This is a genomic window from Streptosporangium sp. NPDC050855, assembly GCF_044456585.1.
Taxonomy (GTDB): domain Bacteria; phylum Actinomycetota; class Actinomycetes; order Streptosporangiales; family Streptosporangiaceae; genus Streptosporangium; species Streptosporangium longisporum.
Window position 1 is genome coordinate 18,434 of the sequence record NZ_JBITFY010000039.1, and the last position, 16,726, is coordinate 35,159.

Genomic DNA, 16,726 nt, shown 5'->3' on the forward strand with positions numbered 1-16,726 from the left:
GGCGCGGCTCTGATCACCGTCAACGGGGGTGCAGGGCGCCCGGAGGCGTCGCGTGCCGCGGGGCCTGTGCGGGTACGAGCCGCAACTTGTCGCGCGCCCCGTCCACCGGGGTCGGGTACTCGCCGGTGATGCACCCCTCGCACAGGCCCTCGCCCGCGACGCTCCCGACCGTCTGCCGCATGCCCGCCACCGACAGGTGCGCCAGGCTCGTCGCGCCGATGATCCGGCACACCTCCTCCACCTCGCGCCCGGCCGCCACCAGCTCGCCCGTGTCGACGATGTCCACCCCGTAGTGGCAGGGCGCGACCAGCGGCGGGGCGGCGATGCGCACGTGCACCTCGCTCGCCCCGGACTCGCGCAGCAGGGTGACGATGCGCCGCATGGTGGACCCGCGCACGATCGAGTCGTCCACCACGACGACCCGGGCCCCGTCCACCGGCGAGCCGATGGAGAACTTGTTCCGCAGCTTGCGCTCGCGCCGTCCCCGGTCGGGCTCGATGAACGTCCTGCCCACCTGCTCGTTGCGGACCAGCGTCCCGGCCAGCGGCAGCCCGGCCGCGCGGGCGTACCCCCGGGCGGCCGGCACGCCCGAGGCGGGGACGGCCACGACCAGGTCGGCGTCCACGGGCGACTCCGTCGCCAGCCGCTCCCCGAACGCCACCCGCGTCGCGCCGGTCCGCACCCCGCCGATCCGGGAGTCCTGCCTGGTCAGGTAGAGGTGCTCGAACACGCAGGAGGCGCGCGGGGCCGGCTCGGACACGCGGTAGGCCCCCTCCAGGCGGCCGTCGCGCAGGATCAGCAGCTCGCCGGGCTCCACCTCCCGCTGCTCGGAGCAGCCGAGCGCGTCGAGCGCGCAGGTCTCCGAGGCGACCGCGGCCCTGCCCGGGGCGAACCCCGCCACCAGCGGGCGCAGGCCGTGCGGGTCCCGGAAGGCGAGCAGGCGGTCGCCCGCGGCGCAGACCACCGCGTACCCGCCCCGCAGCACCCGCACGGCCCGCGTCACCGCGGCCACGACCCGGCCGGACGACCCGGGCGCCCCGGTCCCGACGCCCCCGGTCCCCTCCGCGGCTGCGATCCCGTCCTCGCGGGGGCCCGCGCCGGCGAGCAGGGCGAGGATGACCTCGGAGTCGCTGGTCGACCGGAACGCGTACCCCTCGCGGCCGAGCAGGACGCGCAGCGCGGCGGCGTTGGTGAGGTCGCCGTTGTGGGCCAGCGCGATGTGCTCCGCCTCGTGGACGAAGGGCTGGGAGTTCTCCAGCAGCGTGGCGCCGGTGGTGGAGTAGCGGGTGTGGGCGACGGCCACACCCCCCGCGGGCCGGCCGGGGAGGTCACCGCAGTCCGAGCGGGAGGCGAACCCGAGCGCCCGCCGGACCCGCACGCCCCCCGGCCCGGCCACCGCGACCCCCCACGACTCCTGGCCGCGGTGCTGCAGGGTGACGAGCCCGTCGAACGCCGCCCGTGCGGCGGCTCCATCGAGAACGGATACGCCGGTAATTCCACACATAGCTCCCCTTCAAAACCCTAACATTCCGCGAAAAGTACGTTAAATGGCTTCTGCTCGACCATGGCATTGTTCGTAGGGCGACACGTGAATGACGAATGAAGCGAAGGAGATTCCGATGACCACGTCCACGGGGTCCGCCGAGGCCACCAGGGCCGCCGAGGCCGCCGAGTACACGGTGGTGTGCAATCACGAGGAGCAGTACTCCATCTGGTGGGCCGATCGTGACATTCCCGAGGGCTGGCGGAGCGTCGGCCACAGTGGCACCCGCGAGGAGTGCCTGGCCCACATCGAGGAGGTCTGGACGGACATGCGTCCTTTGAGCCTGCGCCGGTGGATGGACGGCGCGGACGGCGAGCGGTCCTGACCCGCCAGAGCACCGACGAACGGTCCCGGAGAACGGGCCCTTTAAGGAGGAGCCGATGGACACGATCCAGGAGCACGACGCGCGCCTGGTCGTCGAGGAGTGGAACCGCACCGAGCTGGCCCACGAGCCGGCGACCGTCGTCGAACGGTTCGCCGCCCAGGTCGCCAGGTCGCCCGCTGCCACGGCGCTGACGGACGAGGAGGGCACGACCCTCACCTACGACGAGGTCCGCCGCGCGGCCAACCGCCTGGCCGGGCACCTGCTCGGCCTCGGCCTGCGCCGCGAGGACCGCTGCGCCATCTACCAGCGCCGTTCGGCGAGCATGATCGTGTCCATGTTCGGCACGCTCGCCGCGGGCGGCGCGTACGTCCCGGTCGACGAGGGCAACCCGCCCGAGCGGCTGGAGGCGATCCTGCGCGACTCCGGCACCTCGGTGGTGCTGGCCGACTCCACCACCGAGGCCGACGTGCCGCCGGGCCCGTGGTCCGTGGTCAACGTCGACCGCCACCCGGGAGGCGACGAGAGCGACCCCGGGGTGCCGCTGCACCCGGCCAACCTCGCCTACGTCATGTACACCTCCGGCAGCACCGGGGCGCCCAAGGGCGTCCTCATCGAGCACCGCGCGGTCACCGCGTTCGTCCGCGGCGCCCAGCACCTGTACGGGCTCTCGCCGCGCGACCGCTTCGTGCAGTTCTCCTCGATCGCCTTTGACGTCTCCACCTTCGACGCCTTCGGGGCGCTGCTGTCGGGAGCCTCCCTGCACGTCGCCTCCACCGAGACCCGCACCTCGTCCGAGCGCTTCCGCGACCTGCTGCGCGAGCGGCGGATCTCCGTCTACATGGGCACCCCGGGCATGCTGCGGCTGCTGGAGCCCGGGGACTTCCCCGACCTGCGGGTAGTCGCCGTCGGCGGCGAGAGCTACTCGGGGGAGTTCACCACCCGCTGGGCCTCCGGGCGCAGGTTCGTCAACAGCTACGGGCCCACCGAGACCACCGTCGGCGTCATCACCCACGACTGCGAGGGCACCTGGGAGACCTCGCCGCCCATCGGCCGCGCGATGCCCAACCACCGGGCGTACGCGCTGGACGAGGCGATGCGTCCCGTCCCGATCGGCACGGTCGGCGAGCTCTACGTCGGCGGCCCCGGGCTCGGGCGCGGCTACCTGGCCCGGCCCGGCACGAGCGCGCTCTCCTTCGTGCCCGACCCCTTCGCCGCCACGCCCGGCGAGCGGCTCTACCGCACCGGCGACCTGGTGCGCTGGACGCCCGAGGGCGAGCTGGTCTTCGTCGGGCGGGCCGACCGGCAGGTCAAGGTCCGCGGCGTCCGCGTCGAGCTGGAGGAGATCGAGTCGACCCTCTGCCGGCATCCCGAGATCGCGCACGCGATGGTCGAGACGGAGGCGCGCGACGACGGCGACGCCCGCCTGATCGCCTACGTCGTGCCCACCGCCGACGAGCCGCCCTCGGTGACCGAGCTGCGCGAGACCGCGGCCCGGTGGCTGACGGCCCCGCTGGTGCCCAACGAGTTCGTCCCCGTCCCCGAGATCCCGCTCACCCCGGCCGGGAAGGTCGACCGCGACGCCCTGGCCGAGGTCAGGACGGAACGCGCCGGGACGACGACCGGCACCCCGGGCCAGGCCGATCCCGGCACGACCGAGGGGGCCGACGGGGCCGAGTGGACGCCGACCAGGCGCAGGGTCGCCGAGGAGATCGTGCGCCCGCTGCTGGGGGTGGACTCCATCGGCCCGCACGACCACTTCTTCGAGCTGGGCGGCACCAGCATCCAGGTCATCCAGCTCCTCGGCCGGGTGCGCACCACCTTCGGCATCGAGGTGCCGGTCGCCGACTTCTTCGACCGGCCCACCGTCGCCGGGGTCGCGGACGCCGTCGACTCCGAGGTCCGCTCCGACATCAAGGACATCGTCCGCGAGGGCTGGGACGACATCGCCGGCCGCTACGCCTCCTTCCAGTCGGAGTTCTCCGACGCCCCCCGCATGACGTGGACGAACACCCTGCTGGGGATGCTCCCCGAGCGGGGCGCCTCCGTGCTGGAACTGGGCGTCGGAGGCGGCCACGAGTCGTCGCGCCTGGTGGCCGAGGCGCACGCCCTCACCGCCGTCGACATCTCCGCCGAGCAGCTCAAGCTCGCCGAGAAGACCCTGCCCGGCGCGACGCTCGTCCAGGCCGACATGGCCGAGGCGGAGTTCCCCGAGGCCTCCTTCGACGCCGTGGTGTCCATCTACACCCTCACCCACCTGCCACGCGAGGAACTGCCCGCGCTGCTGGGCGGCATCGCCCGCTGGCTGAAGCCGGGCGGCCTGCTGCTGGCCACGCTGATGACCGAGGACATCCCCGGCGCGGTGGAGGAGTGGTTCGGCTCGACCATGTTCTTCTCCGGCTTCCCCACCGAGGAGAACCTGCGCCTGCTGCGCGAGGCGGGCCTGGTCCCCGAGCGCGACGAGGTCGTGGCGCAGCGCACACCGCTGGGGGAGTCGCGCTTCCTCTGGGTGATCGCCAGGAGGACGGAGGCGTCGTCGTGACCGGCCTGCCCGTGCGCACGGCCCCGCTGTCCTACCTGCAGGAGCAGCTCTGGTTCGTCGAGCAGGACGACCCGGGCAACGGCTCGTACAACGAGCTGAAGGTGCTGGTGCTGGACGGGACGCTCGACGCCGGCAGGCTCGCGCGGGCACTGGAACGGGTGGTGGCGCGGCACGACGTGCTGCGCACCACCTTCGTCTACCAGGGCACCGACCCGGTCCAGGCGGTCCGGGAGGAGGGGCCGGTGCTGCGGGAGGCCTCCGTCGGCGGCGAGCAGGCGCTGACGGAGTACGCCCGTGAGGTCGCCGAGGCCCCCTACGACCTGGCCGCGGGCCCGCTGCTGCGCGTCTCGCTCGTCACGCTGGGCTCCGGCCGGCAGGCGCTCGTCCTGGGCGTGCACCACATCATCAGCGACGGGTTCTCGATGAACCTGCTGCTGGAGGAGCTGGACGTCGCCTACCGGAGCGAGCCCGCCGGTCCACCGGGGCTTGCGCGCGGCGACGCGGCGAGTGACGCAACAGGTGACGCAACAGGTGACACGACGGGTGGCGCGGGGGAGGGCTCACGCGGCGACCCGCTGGGCGAGCCACCCGCCCAGTACGGCGACTTCGCCCGCTGGCAGCGCGCCCAGTTCGCCGGCGGGCGCCTGGCCGCCGACGTCGACCACTGGCGCGAGGCCCTCGACGGCGCGCCCACCATATTGGAACTGCCCGCCGACCGGCCCCGGCCGAGGCGGCGGAGCAGCGTCGGCAGGCGCGAGCGCTTCCCGCTCGCGCCCGAGCTGACCGGCCCGCTCGGCGAGGTCGCCGAGCGGGTCGGCGGCACCCTCTTCACCGTGCTGCTGGCGGCCTTCGCCGCGACCCTCTACCGCTACACCGGCCGCGGCGACATGGTGCTGGGCACCGGCGCGCCCGGCCGTCCCGGGCGCGAGTTCGACCGCGCCCTCGGCTTCTTCGCCAACATCGTGCCCGTACGGCTGCGCCCCGCGGGCGACCTTCCCTTCACCGAGCTGGCCGACGCGGCCAGCGAGGCGGCCTTCGACGCCTTCGACCACCAGTACGTGCCGTTCGAGAAGCTCGTGGAGTTCCTGCAGCCCGAGCGCGACGCCGGGCACACCCCTCTGGTGCAGGTCGTCTTCACCATGTGGGACGCCGGTGCGGCCGAGCGCTCCATCGGCGGCGTGCCCGCCACCGAGGCCGAGGTGACGCGCGGCCGGTCCCGGTTCGACGTCGCGGTGGAGGCCGTGCGGCGCGGCGACCGGGTCGACTTCTTCGTCGAGTACGACGACGCCCTGTTCGACGAGGCCACGATCGCCCGCGTGATGCGCCACTACGACCGGGTGCTGCGGGCGGTCGCCGACGACCCCTCCCTGACCCTGGCGGAGATCCCGATGATCTCCCCGGAGGAACTGGCCACCCTCACCCAGGGCGACGTGACCGTGGTCGACCACGACGGCAACGTGCTTCCCGCCGGTGCCGTCGGCCAGCTGGTCCGCCACGCCGGGACCGCGGGCCCGACCGGCCGCCTGGCCACCCGCAGGCCCGACGGGCGGGTGGTCGAGCGCGGGCGCGAGGACCGGCTCGTCGGCCTCGGCTCCTTCCAGGTGCAGCTGGAGGACGTCGAGGAGGTCCTGCGCGCCCATCCGGCCGTACGCGACGCCGCCGTCGTGGCGGTCGAGGGCGGCGCCGGGCGCGAGCTGGTCGCCTACGCCGTCGCCGACGAGCCGCGGCCCGAGGCGCTGCGCGCCACCCTGGCCGAGCGGCTGCCGCAGTACATGGTGCCCGCGGTCGTCGTACCGGTGGACCGGATCCCGCGCGGCGAGGACGGGCGGGTCGAGACCGCCCTGCTGCCCGACGCGGGGGAGCGCGAGGAGCGGGCCGAGCTGCCCGCCCTGGAGGCGGCGCTCTGCGTCATCTGGGCGCGCGTCATGAACCTCGACGAGGTGGAGCCGGACGACGACTTCTTCGCCCTGGGCGGCCACTCGATGCTGGCGGCCCGGCTGGTGCGCGAGATCGCCTCCGTGCTCGCCGTGCGCGTCCCGCTGATGGCCCTGTTCGAACACTGCACGCCCGCCGACCTGGCCGACTACATGGCCGCCAAGCATCCCGCGCTGGAGCACACCCTCGCCGCCGCCGGGCACGCCCGCGTCTCCGGGGAGGCCGGACGGGCCCGGCGGGACGGGGAGGGCGGCAGGGCGCACGCCGGCAGCGACGCCGTCGACGGCAGGGATGAGAGCGGCAGGGATGAGAGCGGCAGGGAGGAGAGCGGCAGGGAGGAGAGCGGCAGGGACGGGGATCCGGTCACCTGCGCGCTGTCCACCGCGCAGCTGCAGATCTGGATCAACGAGCAGCTCGCGGGCGGTGACGCCCGGGACTTCATCGCCGCCGTCACCTACCGGGTGCGCGGCCCGCTCGACGTGGACGCCCTGCGCGGCGCGTTCGACGCCCTGGTCGCCCGGCACGACAACCTCCGCGCCCGCGTGGCGCTCGTGGGCGACGTGCCGGTGCTGCGCTTCGACCCCGGCGTACGCGTCGAGCTTCCCGTCGAGGACCTCACCGGCCTGCCCGAGGACGACCGCGCGCAGGAGGCGGCCCGCCGCGCAGCGCGCGACGCCGACGCCGGCTTCGACCTGTCCGTCGCGCCGCTGGTGCGCGCCACCCTCTACCGGCTCGGCGACGACGACCACGTCCTCGCCCTCGTCCAGCACCACCTGGTCACCGACGGCGTGTCGATCGGCCTGCTCGTGGGCGAGCTGGGCCGCCTGTACTCCGACCGGGAGGCCGCGCCCGCCGCGCCGCACCTGCGCTTCGCCGACTACGTGGCCTGGGAGCAGGCCTGGCTCGGCGGTCCGGAGGCCGCGGCGTCGGAACGGTTCTGGCGGGAGCGGCTGCGCGGCGCGCCCGAGCTGGTCCTGCCCAGGACGCGGGAGGGGCGTCGCGAGAGCCGCGACACCGAGATGATCGCCCACCGCCTGCCGCCCGCCGAGTCGCGGCGGCTGCTCGCGCTGGCACGGCAGAGCAGGGCCACCCCCTACATGCTGGTGACGGCGGCGTTCGCGGCGATGCTGGCGCAGTGGAGCGGCCAGCACGACGTGGTCATCGGCACCACCGTGGACAACCGGCCGCTGCCCGGTCTGGAGGGCGTGGTCGGCTGCTTCGTCAACATGGTGGCGCTGCGCCTGGACTGCGGTGGCGACCCGTCCTTCGCCGAGCTGACCGGGCGGGTGCGCAGGACCGTGCTGGAGGCGTACGCGCACCAGAGCACCCCGTTCAACGAGGTGGTGCGGGCACTGAGGATCCACCCCGACCCGCGCAGGATGCCGCTGTTCCAGGTGACCTCCGACTGGGCGGGCGACGGGCCCGCGGTCCCGGACCTGGCCGGGTGCGAGGTCGGGTTCGACTACGTGCACACCAGGGCCAACCGCTACGAGCTGGAGATGTACGCCGGCATGGCCGGGGAGCAGGTCGTGCTCGACCTGGAGTACGCGATCGAGCTGTGGGACCGCAAGGAGGCCGAGGACCGCCTCGCCCGGGTGGCCGCGCTGCTCACCCGCGCGGTGGCCGACCCGGACGCCAGGCTCTCGGAGCTGCTCGCCTGACCGGCGCCGTGACGGGACGGCCTCCCCGTACGGGGAGGCCGTCCCGCCGGCCGCTCACCGCGGCCGTGGGCGCCGCCCGCGCGAGCCGTGAAAAACCATGAAAACGATCATGGGTGGCGATCCGCCTGACCAGGCCGACATGATCGGACGGTCGCGGCCGTCTTGACACGGCCCGCGCGCCAGGTGATCGTCAGGGCCCGGCCTCCCCGGGCCGCTCGCGAACCACCCTTCACGCGGGGAGACCCGTGGCCGTACGGAGAGTTCTCCTCGCCTTGCCGGCGATGCCCGCGTCGCGGGCGCCGCGGTGGGAGGGGCCGCGACCGGCGGACGTGCACGCGCGAAGGACGGAGAGTGACGACATGACGGACACCACGGGCGACTCCCCGGACGGCACGAGCGCGGTCCGGGCCGGCCCGGACCGCGGGCGGGGCCGGTCCGGACGCCTCGTCCGTGCCGTGACGGCCGCCGCGCTCGCACCGGTCGCCGCCGCGGCCCTGGCCGCCCCCGCGGTCGCCGCGCCAGGTACCGCCACCGGGGGCAAGGGACTGCGGTGGGAGGCGTGCGCCGGGGTGAGCGCGCCGGACCTGCGATGCGCACGGGTCACCGTCCCCCTCGACCACCGCCGCCCGCGCGGCCGTACCATCTCCGTCGTCGTCTCCCGGCTGCCCGCCACCGACCCGGCGGGACGCCGGGGCGTTCTGCTCACCACCGGCGGCGGACCCGGCGGGCCGGGCGTCCCGCTGCCCGTGAGCCTCGCCCCGGCACTGTCCGCCGAGGTCCGCGCCCGGTACGACCTGGTCGGGTTCGACATGCGATTCGTCGAGCGCAGCACGCCCATCGGCTGCGGGCAGCCGGGGGAGGAGCCCGGCGGGTTCTGGGTGCGTCCCGCGGCCCCCGGACGCTTCCCCGCCGAGGCCGCCGAGGCCCGGCGGTACGCCGAGGACTGCGTACGGGCCTCCGGCTGGGCCCTGCCGCACGCCACCACCGCGAACGCCGCCCGCGACATGGATCTCGTCCGCGCGGCCCTCGGCGAGGAGAAGATCTCCTACCTGGGCGGCTCGTACGCGGGACTGCTCGGCACCGTCTACGGCACGCTGTTCCCGCACCGAGTGGACCGGTTCGTGCTGGACAGCCCGGTGAACGCCGACACGATCTGGCGGCCCTACGAGATGGGCCGCACCCCCGCGTTCGAGGAGGGAACGGTGGCCCTCGCCGCCTGGGCCGCCGGGCGGCACTCCGAATACGGTCTGGGGGAGACCACCGCGCAGGTGCACGCCACGCTCACCGGGATCCTCGACCGGGCCACCCGGGCGCCCATCGTCGTCGGCGGTCACGCCTGGACCGTCGGCGAGCTGGGTGCCCTGCTGGTGGCCGGGATCTACGACGAGCGCGCCTTCGGCGTCGTCGCCGCGGTCTTCGCCGCCGTCGAGGCCGGACGGGAGCCGTTCCTGCCGTTCCCCGTCCGCCCCCCGCTGCCCGAGGGCGTGCCCGGCGTGCCCGCCGGCCACTACACCGCCACCAACCTCGCCTACCGCTGCGCCGACGCCCCCTGGCCGCGCGACCCGCGCGTCTACCTGCGCGACATCGCCTCCCAGCGGGAGCGCCACCCGCTGTTCGGCCCGGTCAACGCCAACATCAACCCCTGCGCGTTCTGGCCGCGCGCCAAGGAGGGACCGGTGCGGCTCGACGGCAACCGCGCGCCGGCCGCCCTGGTCGTCGCGGCCCTGCGGGACGTGGCGGTGCCGCCGTCCGTGAGCAGGGCCGTGGCCGCGCGCATCCGCGGGTCACGCCTGGTCACGATCGACGCCCACACCCACGCCCCGTTCCCGCACTACGGGAACGCCTGCCTCGACGCCACGGTCACGCACTACCTCACCACCGGTGAGCTGCCGGCCACCGACACCGCCTGCTGACCCCTGCTGTCCCCGCCTGCCGCTCCCGCCGCCCGGTGCGCCCGACCGGGGGATCGGGGCCGGAGGGGATCACGGTCCGGCCGGGTGTGTCCGGGCCGGCCCGCACGGGCCCGGCCCGGACGCGCGCCGGTCAGCCGCCGGTCCCGCCGGGCGCGGCCGTACCGTTCCGCAGCAGGACGTTGCCCGCGATCCTGGGCTCGCACAGCCCTTCCGCGTCCGGGGTCCCGGCCACGACGGTGAAGCCGGTCGGCGCCAGCCGCAGTTCCATCACCGCGGCCCGCTCGGCGACGGGCAGCGCGGCGTAGCGCGCCAGCAGCTCCTCGTCGTCGAACAGGTCGGCGTCCGACAGGAACACCGGGGAGGAGGGGTGGCGGCGGCCCAGGTCCAGGATCTTGCCGCCCCCGTCCCAGTTGACGCCGTTCAGCGCGACCCAGCCGATCCCGTCGAGGCCCTCGAACAGCCGGGCCGCGTCACCGAAGCGGTGGGTGCGCATGACCGGGTGCAGGTAGGCGTCGGCGTCCAGCACGTCCTGGTCGCGCGGGTCCCCGGTGGCCGACGAGTGCGTGCCGTAGCGGCCCGCCGACCGGCCGAAGCCCAGCCGGTGCACCACCGACAGGCCCTCCTCGCCGGTGTCGCCGCCCGACAGCAGCCGCACCAGCTCGCGGTCGATCAGCCGCTGGTGCTCGCCGAAACTGTGGAACAGCCACAGGTACATCAGCCCGCCGGGTGCCAGCCGTTCGGCCAGCCAGGCCAGGCCGGCGCGGGGGTCGTCGAGGCAGTGCAGCACCCCGGTCATCACGATCAGGTCGTAGGGGCCCTCGAACCCGTCGCCGCCGATGGCGCCCTGCACCAGCTCCACGTTGGTCAGCCGGTTGCGGTCGCGCAGCTCCGCGGCCACGCCGAGCGACGACCGCGACAGGTCCATCCCGGTGAAGCTCGCCTGCGGGTACTGCGAGGCGAGGCCGAGCAGCTGGTGGCCGGTGCCGCACCCGGCGTCCAGCACCCGCCTGCCCGCCAGGGTCTTGTCCTTGACGACCATGCCGATGCCGAGCGCCAGGTCGAGGATCAGGTCGTCGCCGACGGTCAGCGAGGGGCAGGGGTAGCGCTCGTACAGCTCCCTGACCTGCTCGACGGCGCTCACGGCGTGTCGATCTCTTCGTACGGGATCTCCTCCACCCGGCGCGCGAAGACCCAGTGGTGACCCTCGATGTCCTCGGTGGTGTAGTTGCGGTCCCCGTAGAAGCGCGTGTCGGGCTTGTCGCGGATCACCGCTCCGGCCGCCTTGGCGCGCTCGTAGTGCTCGTCCACGTCGTCGACGAACACGTACAGGCTCTGGCGCAGCTCGCCCTCGCCCTGCGGCTCGTGCTTGCGGCCGTCGCCGGTCCCGGCGAGCTGCACGACGCCCTCGCCGAACGACAGCTCGGCGTGCACGATGTTCCCGTCGTCGTCGTTCAGCACCTTGCGCTTCTCGAATCCGTACGCCTCGATGAGCCATTCGATGGCCTTGTCGAGGTCGGCGTAGAACAGGACCGGGGTGATTCTCGGCATTCCGTCGGGTGGGGTGAGCATTTCTTCCTCTCCCTCGATCGGTGACCTTGGAAACGTACGGGAACGCTACCTCGCATCCCGCCGGCGAGATGCCCGGGCGTTCATGGATCCGGTGTTCTGCTCGGATCCTCCGCCCTCAAACGTTCCGCGGTTCTTTCACGTTCTCGGCAGGCGGAGGCCGCCGTCCAGCCGGACGACCGCCGCGTTGAGATAGCCCAGCTCGCACACGGCGCGGACGGCTCGCGCGAACTCGCCGGGCGCCCCGAGGCGGGGCGGAAAGACGATCTGCCGCACCAGCGGGCGGCGGAACTCCGGCGGGATGGCCGCGAACAGCGGGGTGTCGAACAGGCCGGGCGAGAGCGCGCACACCCGCACGCCGATCGAGGCGAGGTCGCGGGCGGCCGGCAGGGTCAGCGCCGCGACCGCGCCCTTGGAGGCGGCGTAGGCGACCTGACCGGCCTGGCCGTCGTCGGCGGCGGCCGAGGAGGTGTTGACGACCACGCCCCGCTCGCCGTCCTCCAGCGGCTCGGTCGCGGCCATCGCGGCGGCGGCCAGGCGCATCACGTTGAACGTGCCGACCACGTTGACGGCCAGTGCGCGCTCGAAGGTCTCCAGGTCGTGCGGGCTGCCGTCCAGGCCGACCGTGCGGGCGGCGGGCGCGATCCCCGCGCAGCTCACCGCCACGCGCAGCGGTCCGGCGACCTCCGCGGCGACCCGCACGGCGTGCTCCACGGACTCCGCCCGGGTCACGTCGGTCTCCACGAACGTGCCGCCCGTCTCGGCGGCCACCTTCTCGCCCGTACGGGCGTCGAGGTCGGCCACGACCACGTGCGCCCCGGCCTCCGCCAGCTCGCGCGCGGTCGCCGCGCCCAGCCCTCCGCCGGCCCCGGAGACCAGCGCCGTCACACCTCGCAGCTCCATATCTGTTTCGCCGCCTTCGCGCAATAGAGGGCAAATGCCTTCGCTTATTCGGACATATCCTGACGCAAAATTATGCATTCACGCTGCACCCCACAGACGTGAGGAAAAGACGATGACGATTTCCAAGAGCGCGGACAATGTGCACGACCTGATCGCCCGCCGCCGGCGGGAGCGGGACCGCATCCCGCGACACGACGTTCCCGGCTCGGGGGTACCGGTCTCCTCCACCCAGGAGCGCATCTGGTTCGGCGAGAAGTTCAACCCGGGATTCGGGTTCTACCACGTGCCCGCCACGTTGCGCCTGCGCGGGCCCCTTGACGCCGGAGCCCTCGACCGGGCGCTGTGCGAGGTGATCAGGCGCCACGAGGTCCTCCGCTCCACCGTCGAGGAGATCGACGGAATGCCCGTGCAGCGCGTCGGCGACGCGCCCGCCACCGTGCTGCGCTCCGTCGACCTGGCGGGCGAGCCCGACCCCGAGGCCGAGGCCGCGCGGATGGCCGCCGACGACATCCTGGCGCCGTTCGACCTGCGCCACGGGCCCCTCTACCGGGCCCTGCTGCTCCGCCTGGGAGCCGACGACCACGTCCTCGTGCTGACCTTCCACCACATCGTCTTCGACGACCCGTCCTTCGGCATCGTCGGACGCGAGGTCGAGGCCCTCTACACGGGGTCGGCGAGCCCGCCCGAGCCGGCCCTGCAGTACACCGACTTCTCCGTCTGGCAGCGTGAGCGGCTCCGCACCGAGCAGGTGCGCTCCCGCCTGGTCGACTACTGGCGCCGCACCCTCGACGGCGTGCCCCGCCTGCTCGACCTGCCCTCCGACCGGCCCCGCCCGCCCCACCGGAGCCGCGCGGGCCGCTTCCACCGCTCCCGGCTGCCCGGCGACGTCGTCGCGGCCGTGCGCGCCGTGGCGCGCGACGAGGGCACCACCCCGTTCACCGTGCTGCTGGCCGCCTACGGCGTGCTGCTGTCGCGCTACGCCGACCAGGCCGACATCGTCACCGCCGTCCCCGCCGCGGGCCGCATCCGGCCCGAGCTGGAGGAGCTCGTCGGCTGCTTCATCAACATCATCTGCCTCCGCCTCGACCTGCGCGGCGAGCCCACCTTCCGCGAGCTGCTGCGCCGCGTGCGCCACGCCTCCGTCGAGGGGCACGACCACGAGGAGATGCCGTTCGAGGAGCTCGTCCGCGAGCTGCACCCGCAGCGGCCGCAGAGCCACACGCCGCTGTTCCAGGCCGGGCTCGGGGTGCGCGACAACGACGGCGTCTTCCTGAACCTGCCGGGCGTGCGCGCCTCGGAGTTCGTGCCCGACGTCGAGGTGTCGCACTTCGACCTCATGGTCGACTTCAGCGTCGACGGTGACGGCATGGCGGGCCTGTGGGGCTACAACGACGACCTGTTCGACCCCGCCTCGATCGAGGTGATCGCCGAGCAGTTCACCCTCCTGGTCACCGAGGCCTGCACCCACCCCGACCGGCCCGTCATCGACCTCCCCCTGCCCGCCGCGCCGCGCCTGCCCGTCCCGCAGGACGGCGGCGCCGAGGGGGACGCCGCCGTCCTGGCCGAGCGGGTACGGCTCGCGCCGGACGCGCCCGCCGTCACCTCACCGCAGGGCACCCTGACGTACGCCGAGCTCGACGCGCGCGCCGAGGCCCTGGCGCCCGCCGTGCGCATGGGCGCCGAACCGCCGTCGGCCGACAGCCCCGACCCCGTGGTCTGGTGGTACGCCCGCCTCAAGGCCGGCCCCTCCGCGGCCGTCCCCGGGGGCGCCGCGCGGATCGCGGACCTGGCCTCGCGGATCGGCCTGGGCGCCGCCGACACCGTGCTCACCTTCGCCCCGCCCTCCTCGGACGCCTTCGGCCAGGCCGCGCTGCTGGCCCTGCGGCACGGCGCGCACCTGCTGGTCGCGCCGCCCGACGCCGCCCGCGACGCCGGGCGGCCGGCGGCCCTCGCCGGGGACGCCACCGTCGTGCACGCCCCGCCGTCCGTCTGGCGGACGCTCCTGGAGCGCGACGGCCTGCCCCGGGACCGCCCGTTCACCGCGCTGTGCGACGCCGCCACCCCCCCGGGCCTCGCCAGGGACCTGGCCGCCAGGGTCCCCACCTGGACCCTGTACGGCGAGCGCTGGGCCGCGGCCCACCGCGTCGACCCGCTCGCCGAGCCCCGCAGGGGCGTGCCCCTCGGGGAACCGCTGACCGGTGTCGCGATCGAGGTCACCGACCGCGCGGGACGGCCCGCCGCGGTCGGCGTCCCCGGCGAGATCCACATCGGCGGCACCGCCACCGGCGACCGCGGCCGGACCCTGGCCGACGGCTCGGTGGAGCTGCTCGGCCGCTTCGACCGGATCTTCACCGTCGGCGGGTTCCGGGTGGACACCGACGAGGTGGCCCGCTCGCTGGCCGACCGGCCCGGCGTCGTCGAGGCCGCCGTGGACGTGCGCCACGAGCGGCTCGCCGCCTACGTCGCCGGGCAGGACATCGACCCGAGGACGCTCACCGCCCACCTGCCCGAGTACCAGGTGCCCGCCTCCGTCACCGTCCTGGACGCCCTGCCCAGGACCGCCGCGGGCGACGTCGCCCACGAGGAGCTGCCCAGCCCCGAGGCGCCCGGCGACGAGGGCGGTCACGTGCCGATCGCGGGCGGCACCGAGGAGGAGGTCGCCGGCATCTGGCGCGAGCTGCTCGGTGTGGAGGAGATCGGCGCCTCCGACGGATTCCTCGACCTCGGCGGCCACTCGCTCACCCTGGCCCGGCTGAGCCTGCGCTACGAGGTGGCGTTCGGCGTCGAGGTGGAGCTGCCCGACCTGCTGCGTCACGCGACCGTCCGTGAACAGGCGGCACTGATCGACGAGCGCCGCGCCCAGGCCGGCCTCGCGGGAAAGGAGACGGCGTCATGACATCGGCGCTGACCAGGTCCTCTGCGGCCACGATCGAAGGGCCGCCGAGGACGCGGCTGGAATCGCTGACCGGGCTGCGATGGTTCGCCGCGTTCGGCGTGTTCTTCAGCCACGTCGCGATCCTGCTGCCCCTGCCCTACGTCAACGACCTGTTCATCCTCGGCACGGCCGGGGTGACGTTCTTCTTTGTCCTGTCCGGATACGTCCTGACCTGGACGTTCTTCGACAACGACACCGCGCCGAAGTTCTACTGGCGCCGCTTCGCCAGGATCTGGCCGTCGCTGCTCATCACCACCGCCGCCGCGGTCGCGCTGCTCGTCGGCGGCCAGATGTGGGCCACCGAGGGCGGCACCGCACTGGTGTGGTGGACGGTCGCGACGCTGCTCATGGTGCAGGCCTGGTTCCCGTCGTCGTTCCAGAGCGACGCCGTGCCGCACACCGTCTCCTGGTCGTTGTCGTGCGAGGCGTTCTTCTACGCGGTCTTCCCCTTCGTGGTACGCCCGATCGTGCGGCGCACGCTGCGCCAGATGGTGATGATCGCCGCCGCGCTCGTCGCGATCAGCATCGGCGTGCGCGTGTGGCTCTGGCTGGCCAACCCGCAGCTCACGGGGGAGAACTGGTTCACCTCCGACCTCTACTACTTCGCCACCCACTCGCCGATCTCGCGGGTCAGCGAGTTCGTGCTGGGCATCGTGATCGCCGCCGCGGTGCGCCGGGGCTGGCGCTGCCCGGTGGGACTGCGCACGGCGACCGCCGTCACGCTCGGCTACTTCGCGGCCCTGTGGGCCTGGTCGCTGTCGGGCGTCTGGCCGACCGCGCTGGCCGAGGCCGCCAACCGGGGCAGCATCGTGGTGTTCGCGCTGCTCATCGCGGCGGCGGCGACCAACGACCTGGCCGGCCGGCGCAGCGTGCTGAGCTCCCGCCCGCTGGTGGCGCTCGGCCAGTGGTCCTACGCCTTCTACCTCATCCACTTCCTGGTGCTCTTCCCCATGGCCAAGCACGCGTTCGGGCGGCAGTCGCTCTACGACTTCCCGCAGCCGACCTGGGCGCACCTGCCGTACGCGCTGGCCGGCCTGGTGGTCAGCGTGCTGCTCTCCTGGGGCCTGTACCGGCTGTACGAGTACCCGATCGAGAAGAGGCTGCGGGCCCTGCTGCGTCGCGAGCCCAAGGCGGCCGGCCCGGCACCGGGGGCCGAACCCTCCATGTGACCGACGGGGGGGGGGGGGGGGGGGGGGGGGGGGGGGGGGGGGGGGGGGGCGGGGGGGGCCCCGCCGCCCCCCCCCGGGCCCCCGCGCGCCCGGCCCCCGGCCCCCCGCCCCCCCCCCCCCGGGCCCCCCCCCCCCCCCCCCCCCCCCCGCCGGGCCCCCGGCGGCCCTCGCCGGGGACGCCACCGTCGTGCACGCCCCGCCGTCCGTCTGGCGGACGCTCCTGGAGCGCGACGGCCT

The 16,726-nt window shown here is 74.4% G+C and carries 10 protein-coding genes; 6 read left to right on the top strand and 4 right to left on the bottom strand.

The genetic code is table 11. The features are described from left to right. Window positions 1-19 precede the first annotated feature (19 nt). On the bottom strand, window positions 20-1,504 hold the full coding sequence (gene purF, locus ACIBCT_RS39380) for an amidophosphoribosyltransferase (protein WP_399197143.1): 1,485 nt from the start codon (window positions 1,502-1,504) through the stop codon (window positions 20-22). A 115-nt stretch (window positions 1,505-1,619) separates the two neighbouring features. On the opposite strand from purF, the gene ACIBCT_RS39385 reads away from it, so the two are divergent. From ACIBCT_RS39385 to ACIBCT_RS39400, 4 genes are all read left to right on the top strand, one after another. After that, window positions 1,620-1,868, top strand: a complete 249-nt coding sequence (locus ACIBCT_RS39385; RefSeq protein WP_399197144.1) for an MbtH family protein — start codon at window positions 1,620-1,622, stop codon at window positions 1,866-1,868. 55 nt (window positions 1,869-1,923) lie between these two features. Next, window positions 1,924-4,407: an amino acid adenylation domain-containing protein gene (locus tag ACIBCT_RS39390; RefSeq protein ID WP_399197145.1), complete on the top strand. Its 2,484-nt coding sequence runs from the start codon at window positions 1,924-1,926 to the stop codon at window positions 4,405-4,407. Next, the gene (locus ACIBCT_RS39395) at window positions 4,404-8,003 is read left to right on the top strand and encodes a condensation domain-containing protein (RefSeq protein ID WP_399197146.1); all 3,600 of its coding nucleotides are present in this window, start codon (window positions 4,404-4,406) and stop codon (window positions 8,001-8,003) included. Before ACIBCT_RS39390 ends, ACIBCT_RS39395 begins: the two co-directional genes overlap by 4 nt. 359 nt (window positions 8,004-8,362) lie before the next feature. Beyond that, on the top strand, window positions 8,363-9,916 hold the full coding sequence (locus ACIBCT_RS39400; protein ID WP_399197147.1) for an alpha/beta fold hydrolase: 1,554 nt from the start codon (window positions 8,363-8,365) through the stop codon (window positions 9,914-9,916). Window positions 9,917-10,046: 130 nt separating this feature from the next. Here ACIBCT_RS39400 and ACIBCT_RS39405 read toward each other — a convergent pair whose 3' ends face one another. The 3 genes from ACIBCT_RS39405 to ACIBCT_RS39415 form a co-directional block, all read right to left on the bottom strand. Further along, on the bottom strand, window positions 10,047-11,057 hold the full coding sequence (locus ACIBCT_RS39405; protein WP_399197148.1) for a class I SAM-dependent methyltransferase: 1,011 nt from the start codon (window positions 11,055-11,057) through the stop codon (window positions 10,047-10,049). Continuing rightward, on the bottom strand, window positions 11,054-11,485 hold the full coding sequence (locus ACIBCT_RS39410) for a VOC family protein (protein ID WP_399197150.1): 432 nt from the start codon (window positions 11,483-11,485) through the stop codon (window positions 11,054-11,056). Before ACIBCT_RS39410 ends, ACIBCT_RS39405 begins: the two co-directional genes overlap by 4 nt. Before the next feature lie 135 nt (window positions 11,486-11,620). Further along, window positions 11,621-12,385, bottom strand: a complete 765-nt coding sequence (locus ACIBCT_RS39415) for an SDR family NAD(P)-dependent oxidoreductase (RefSeq protein WP_399197151.1) — start codon at window positions 12,383-12,385, stop codon at window positions 11,621-11,623. Between the two features lie 112 nt (window positions 12,386-12,497). Between ACIBCT_RS39415 and ACIBCT_RS39420 the strand changes: the two genes are divergently transcribed. Then, window positions 12,498-15,281: a condensation domain-containing protein gene (locus tag ACIBCT_RS39420; protein ID WP_399197152.1), complete on the top strand. Its 2,784-nt coding sequence runs from the start codon at window positions 12,498-12,500 to the stop codon at window positions 15,279-15,281. After that, window positions 15,278-16,489, top strand: a complete 1,212-nt coding sequence (locus ACIBCT_RS39425) for an acyltransferase family protein (protein WP_399197153.1) — start codon at window positions 15,278-15,280, stop codon at window positions 16,487-16,489. Before ACIBCT_RS39420 ends, ACIBCT_RS39425 begins: the two co-directional genes overlap by 4 nt. Window positions 16,490-16,726 lie beyond the last annotated feature (237 nt).

Bases quoted from the DNA above. Each gene is read 5' to 3' on its own strand.
- purF (WP_399197143.1), bottom strand. From the start codon at position 1,504: ATGTGTGGAATTACCGGCGTATCCGTTCTCGATGGAGCCGCCGCACGG.
- ACIBCT_RS39385 (WP_399197144.1), top strand. From the start codon at position 1,620: ATGACCACGTCCACGGGGTCCGCCGAGGCCACCAGGGCCGCCGAGGCC.
- ACIBCT_RS39390 (WP_399197145.1), top strand. From the start codon at position 1,924: ATGGACACGATCCAGGAGCACGACGCGCGCCTGGTCGTCGAGGAGTGG.
- ACIBCT_RS39400 (WP_399197147.1), top strand. From the start codon at position 8,363: ATGACGGACACCACGGGCGACTCCCCGGACGGCACGAGCGCGGTCCGG.
- ACIBCT_RS39410 (WP_399197150.1), bottom strand. From the start codon at position 11,485: ATGCTCACCCCACCCGACGGAATGCCGAGAATCACCCCGGTCCTGTTC.
- ACIBCT_RS39415 (WP_399197151.1), bottom strand. From the start codon at position 12,385: ATGGAGCTGCGAGGTGTGACGGCGCTGGTCTCCGGGGCCGGCGGAGGG.
- ACIBCT_RS39420 (WP_399197152.1), top strand. From the start codon at position 12,498: ATGACGATTTCCAAGAGCGCGGACAATGTGCACGACCTGATCGCCCGC.
- ACIBCT_RS39425 (WP_399197153.1), top strand. From the start codon at position 15,278: ATGACATCGGCGCTGACCAGGTCCTCTGCGGCCACGATCGAAGGGCCG.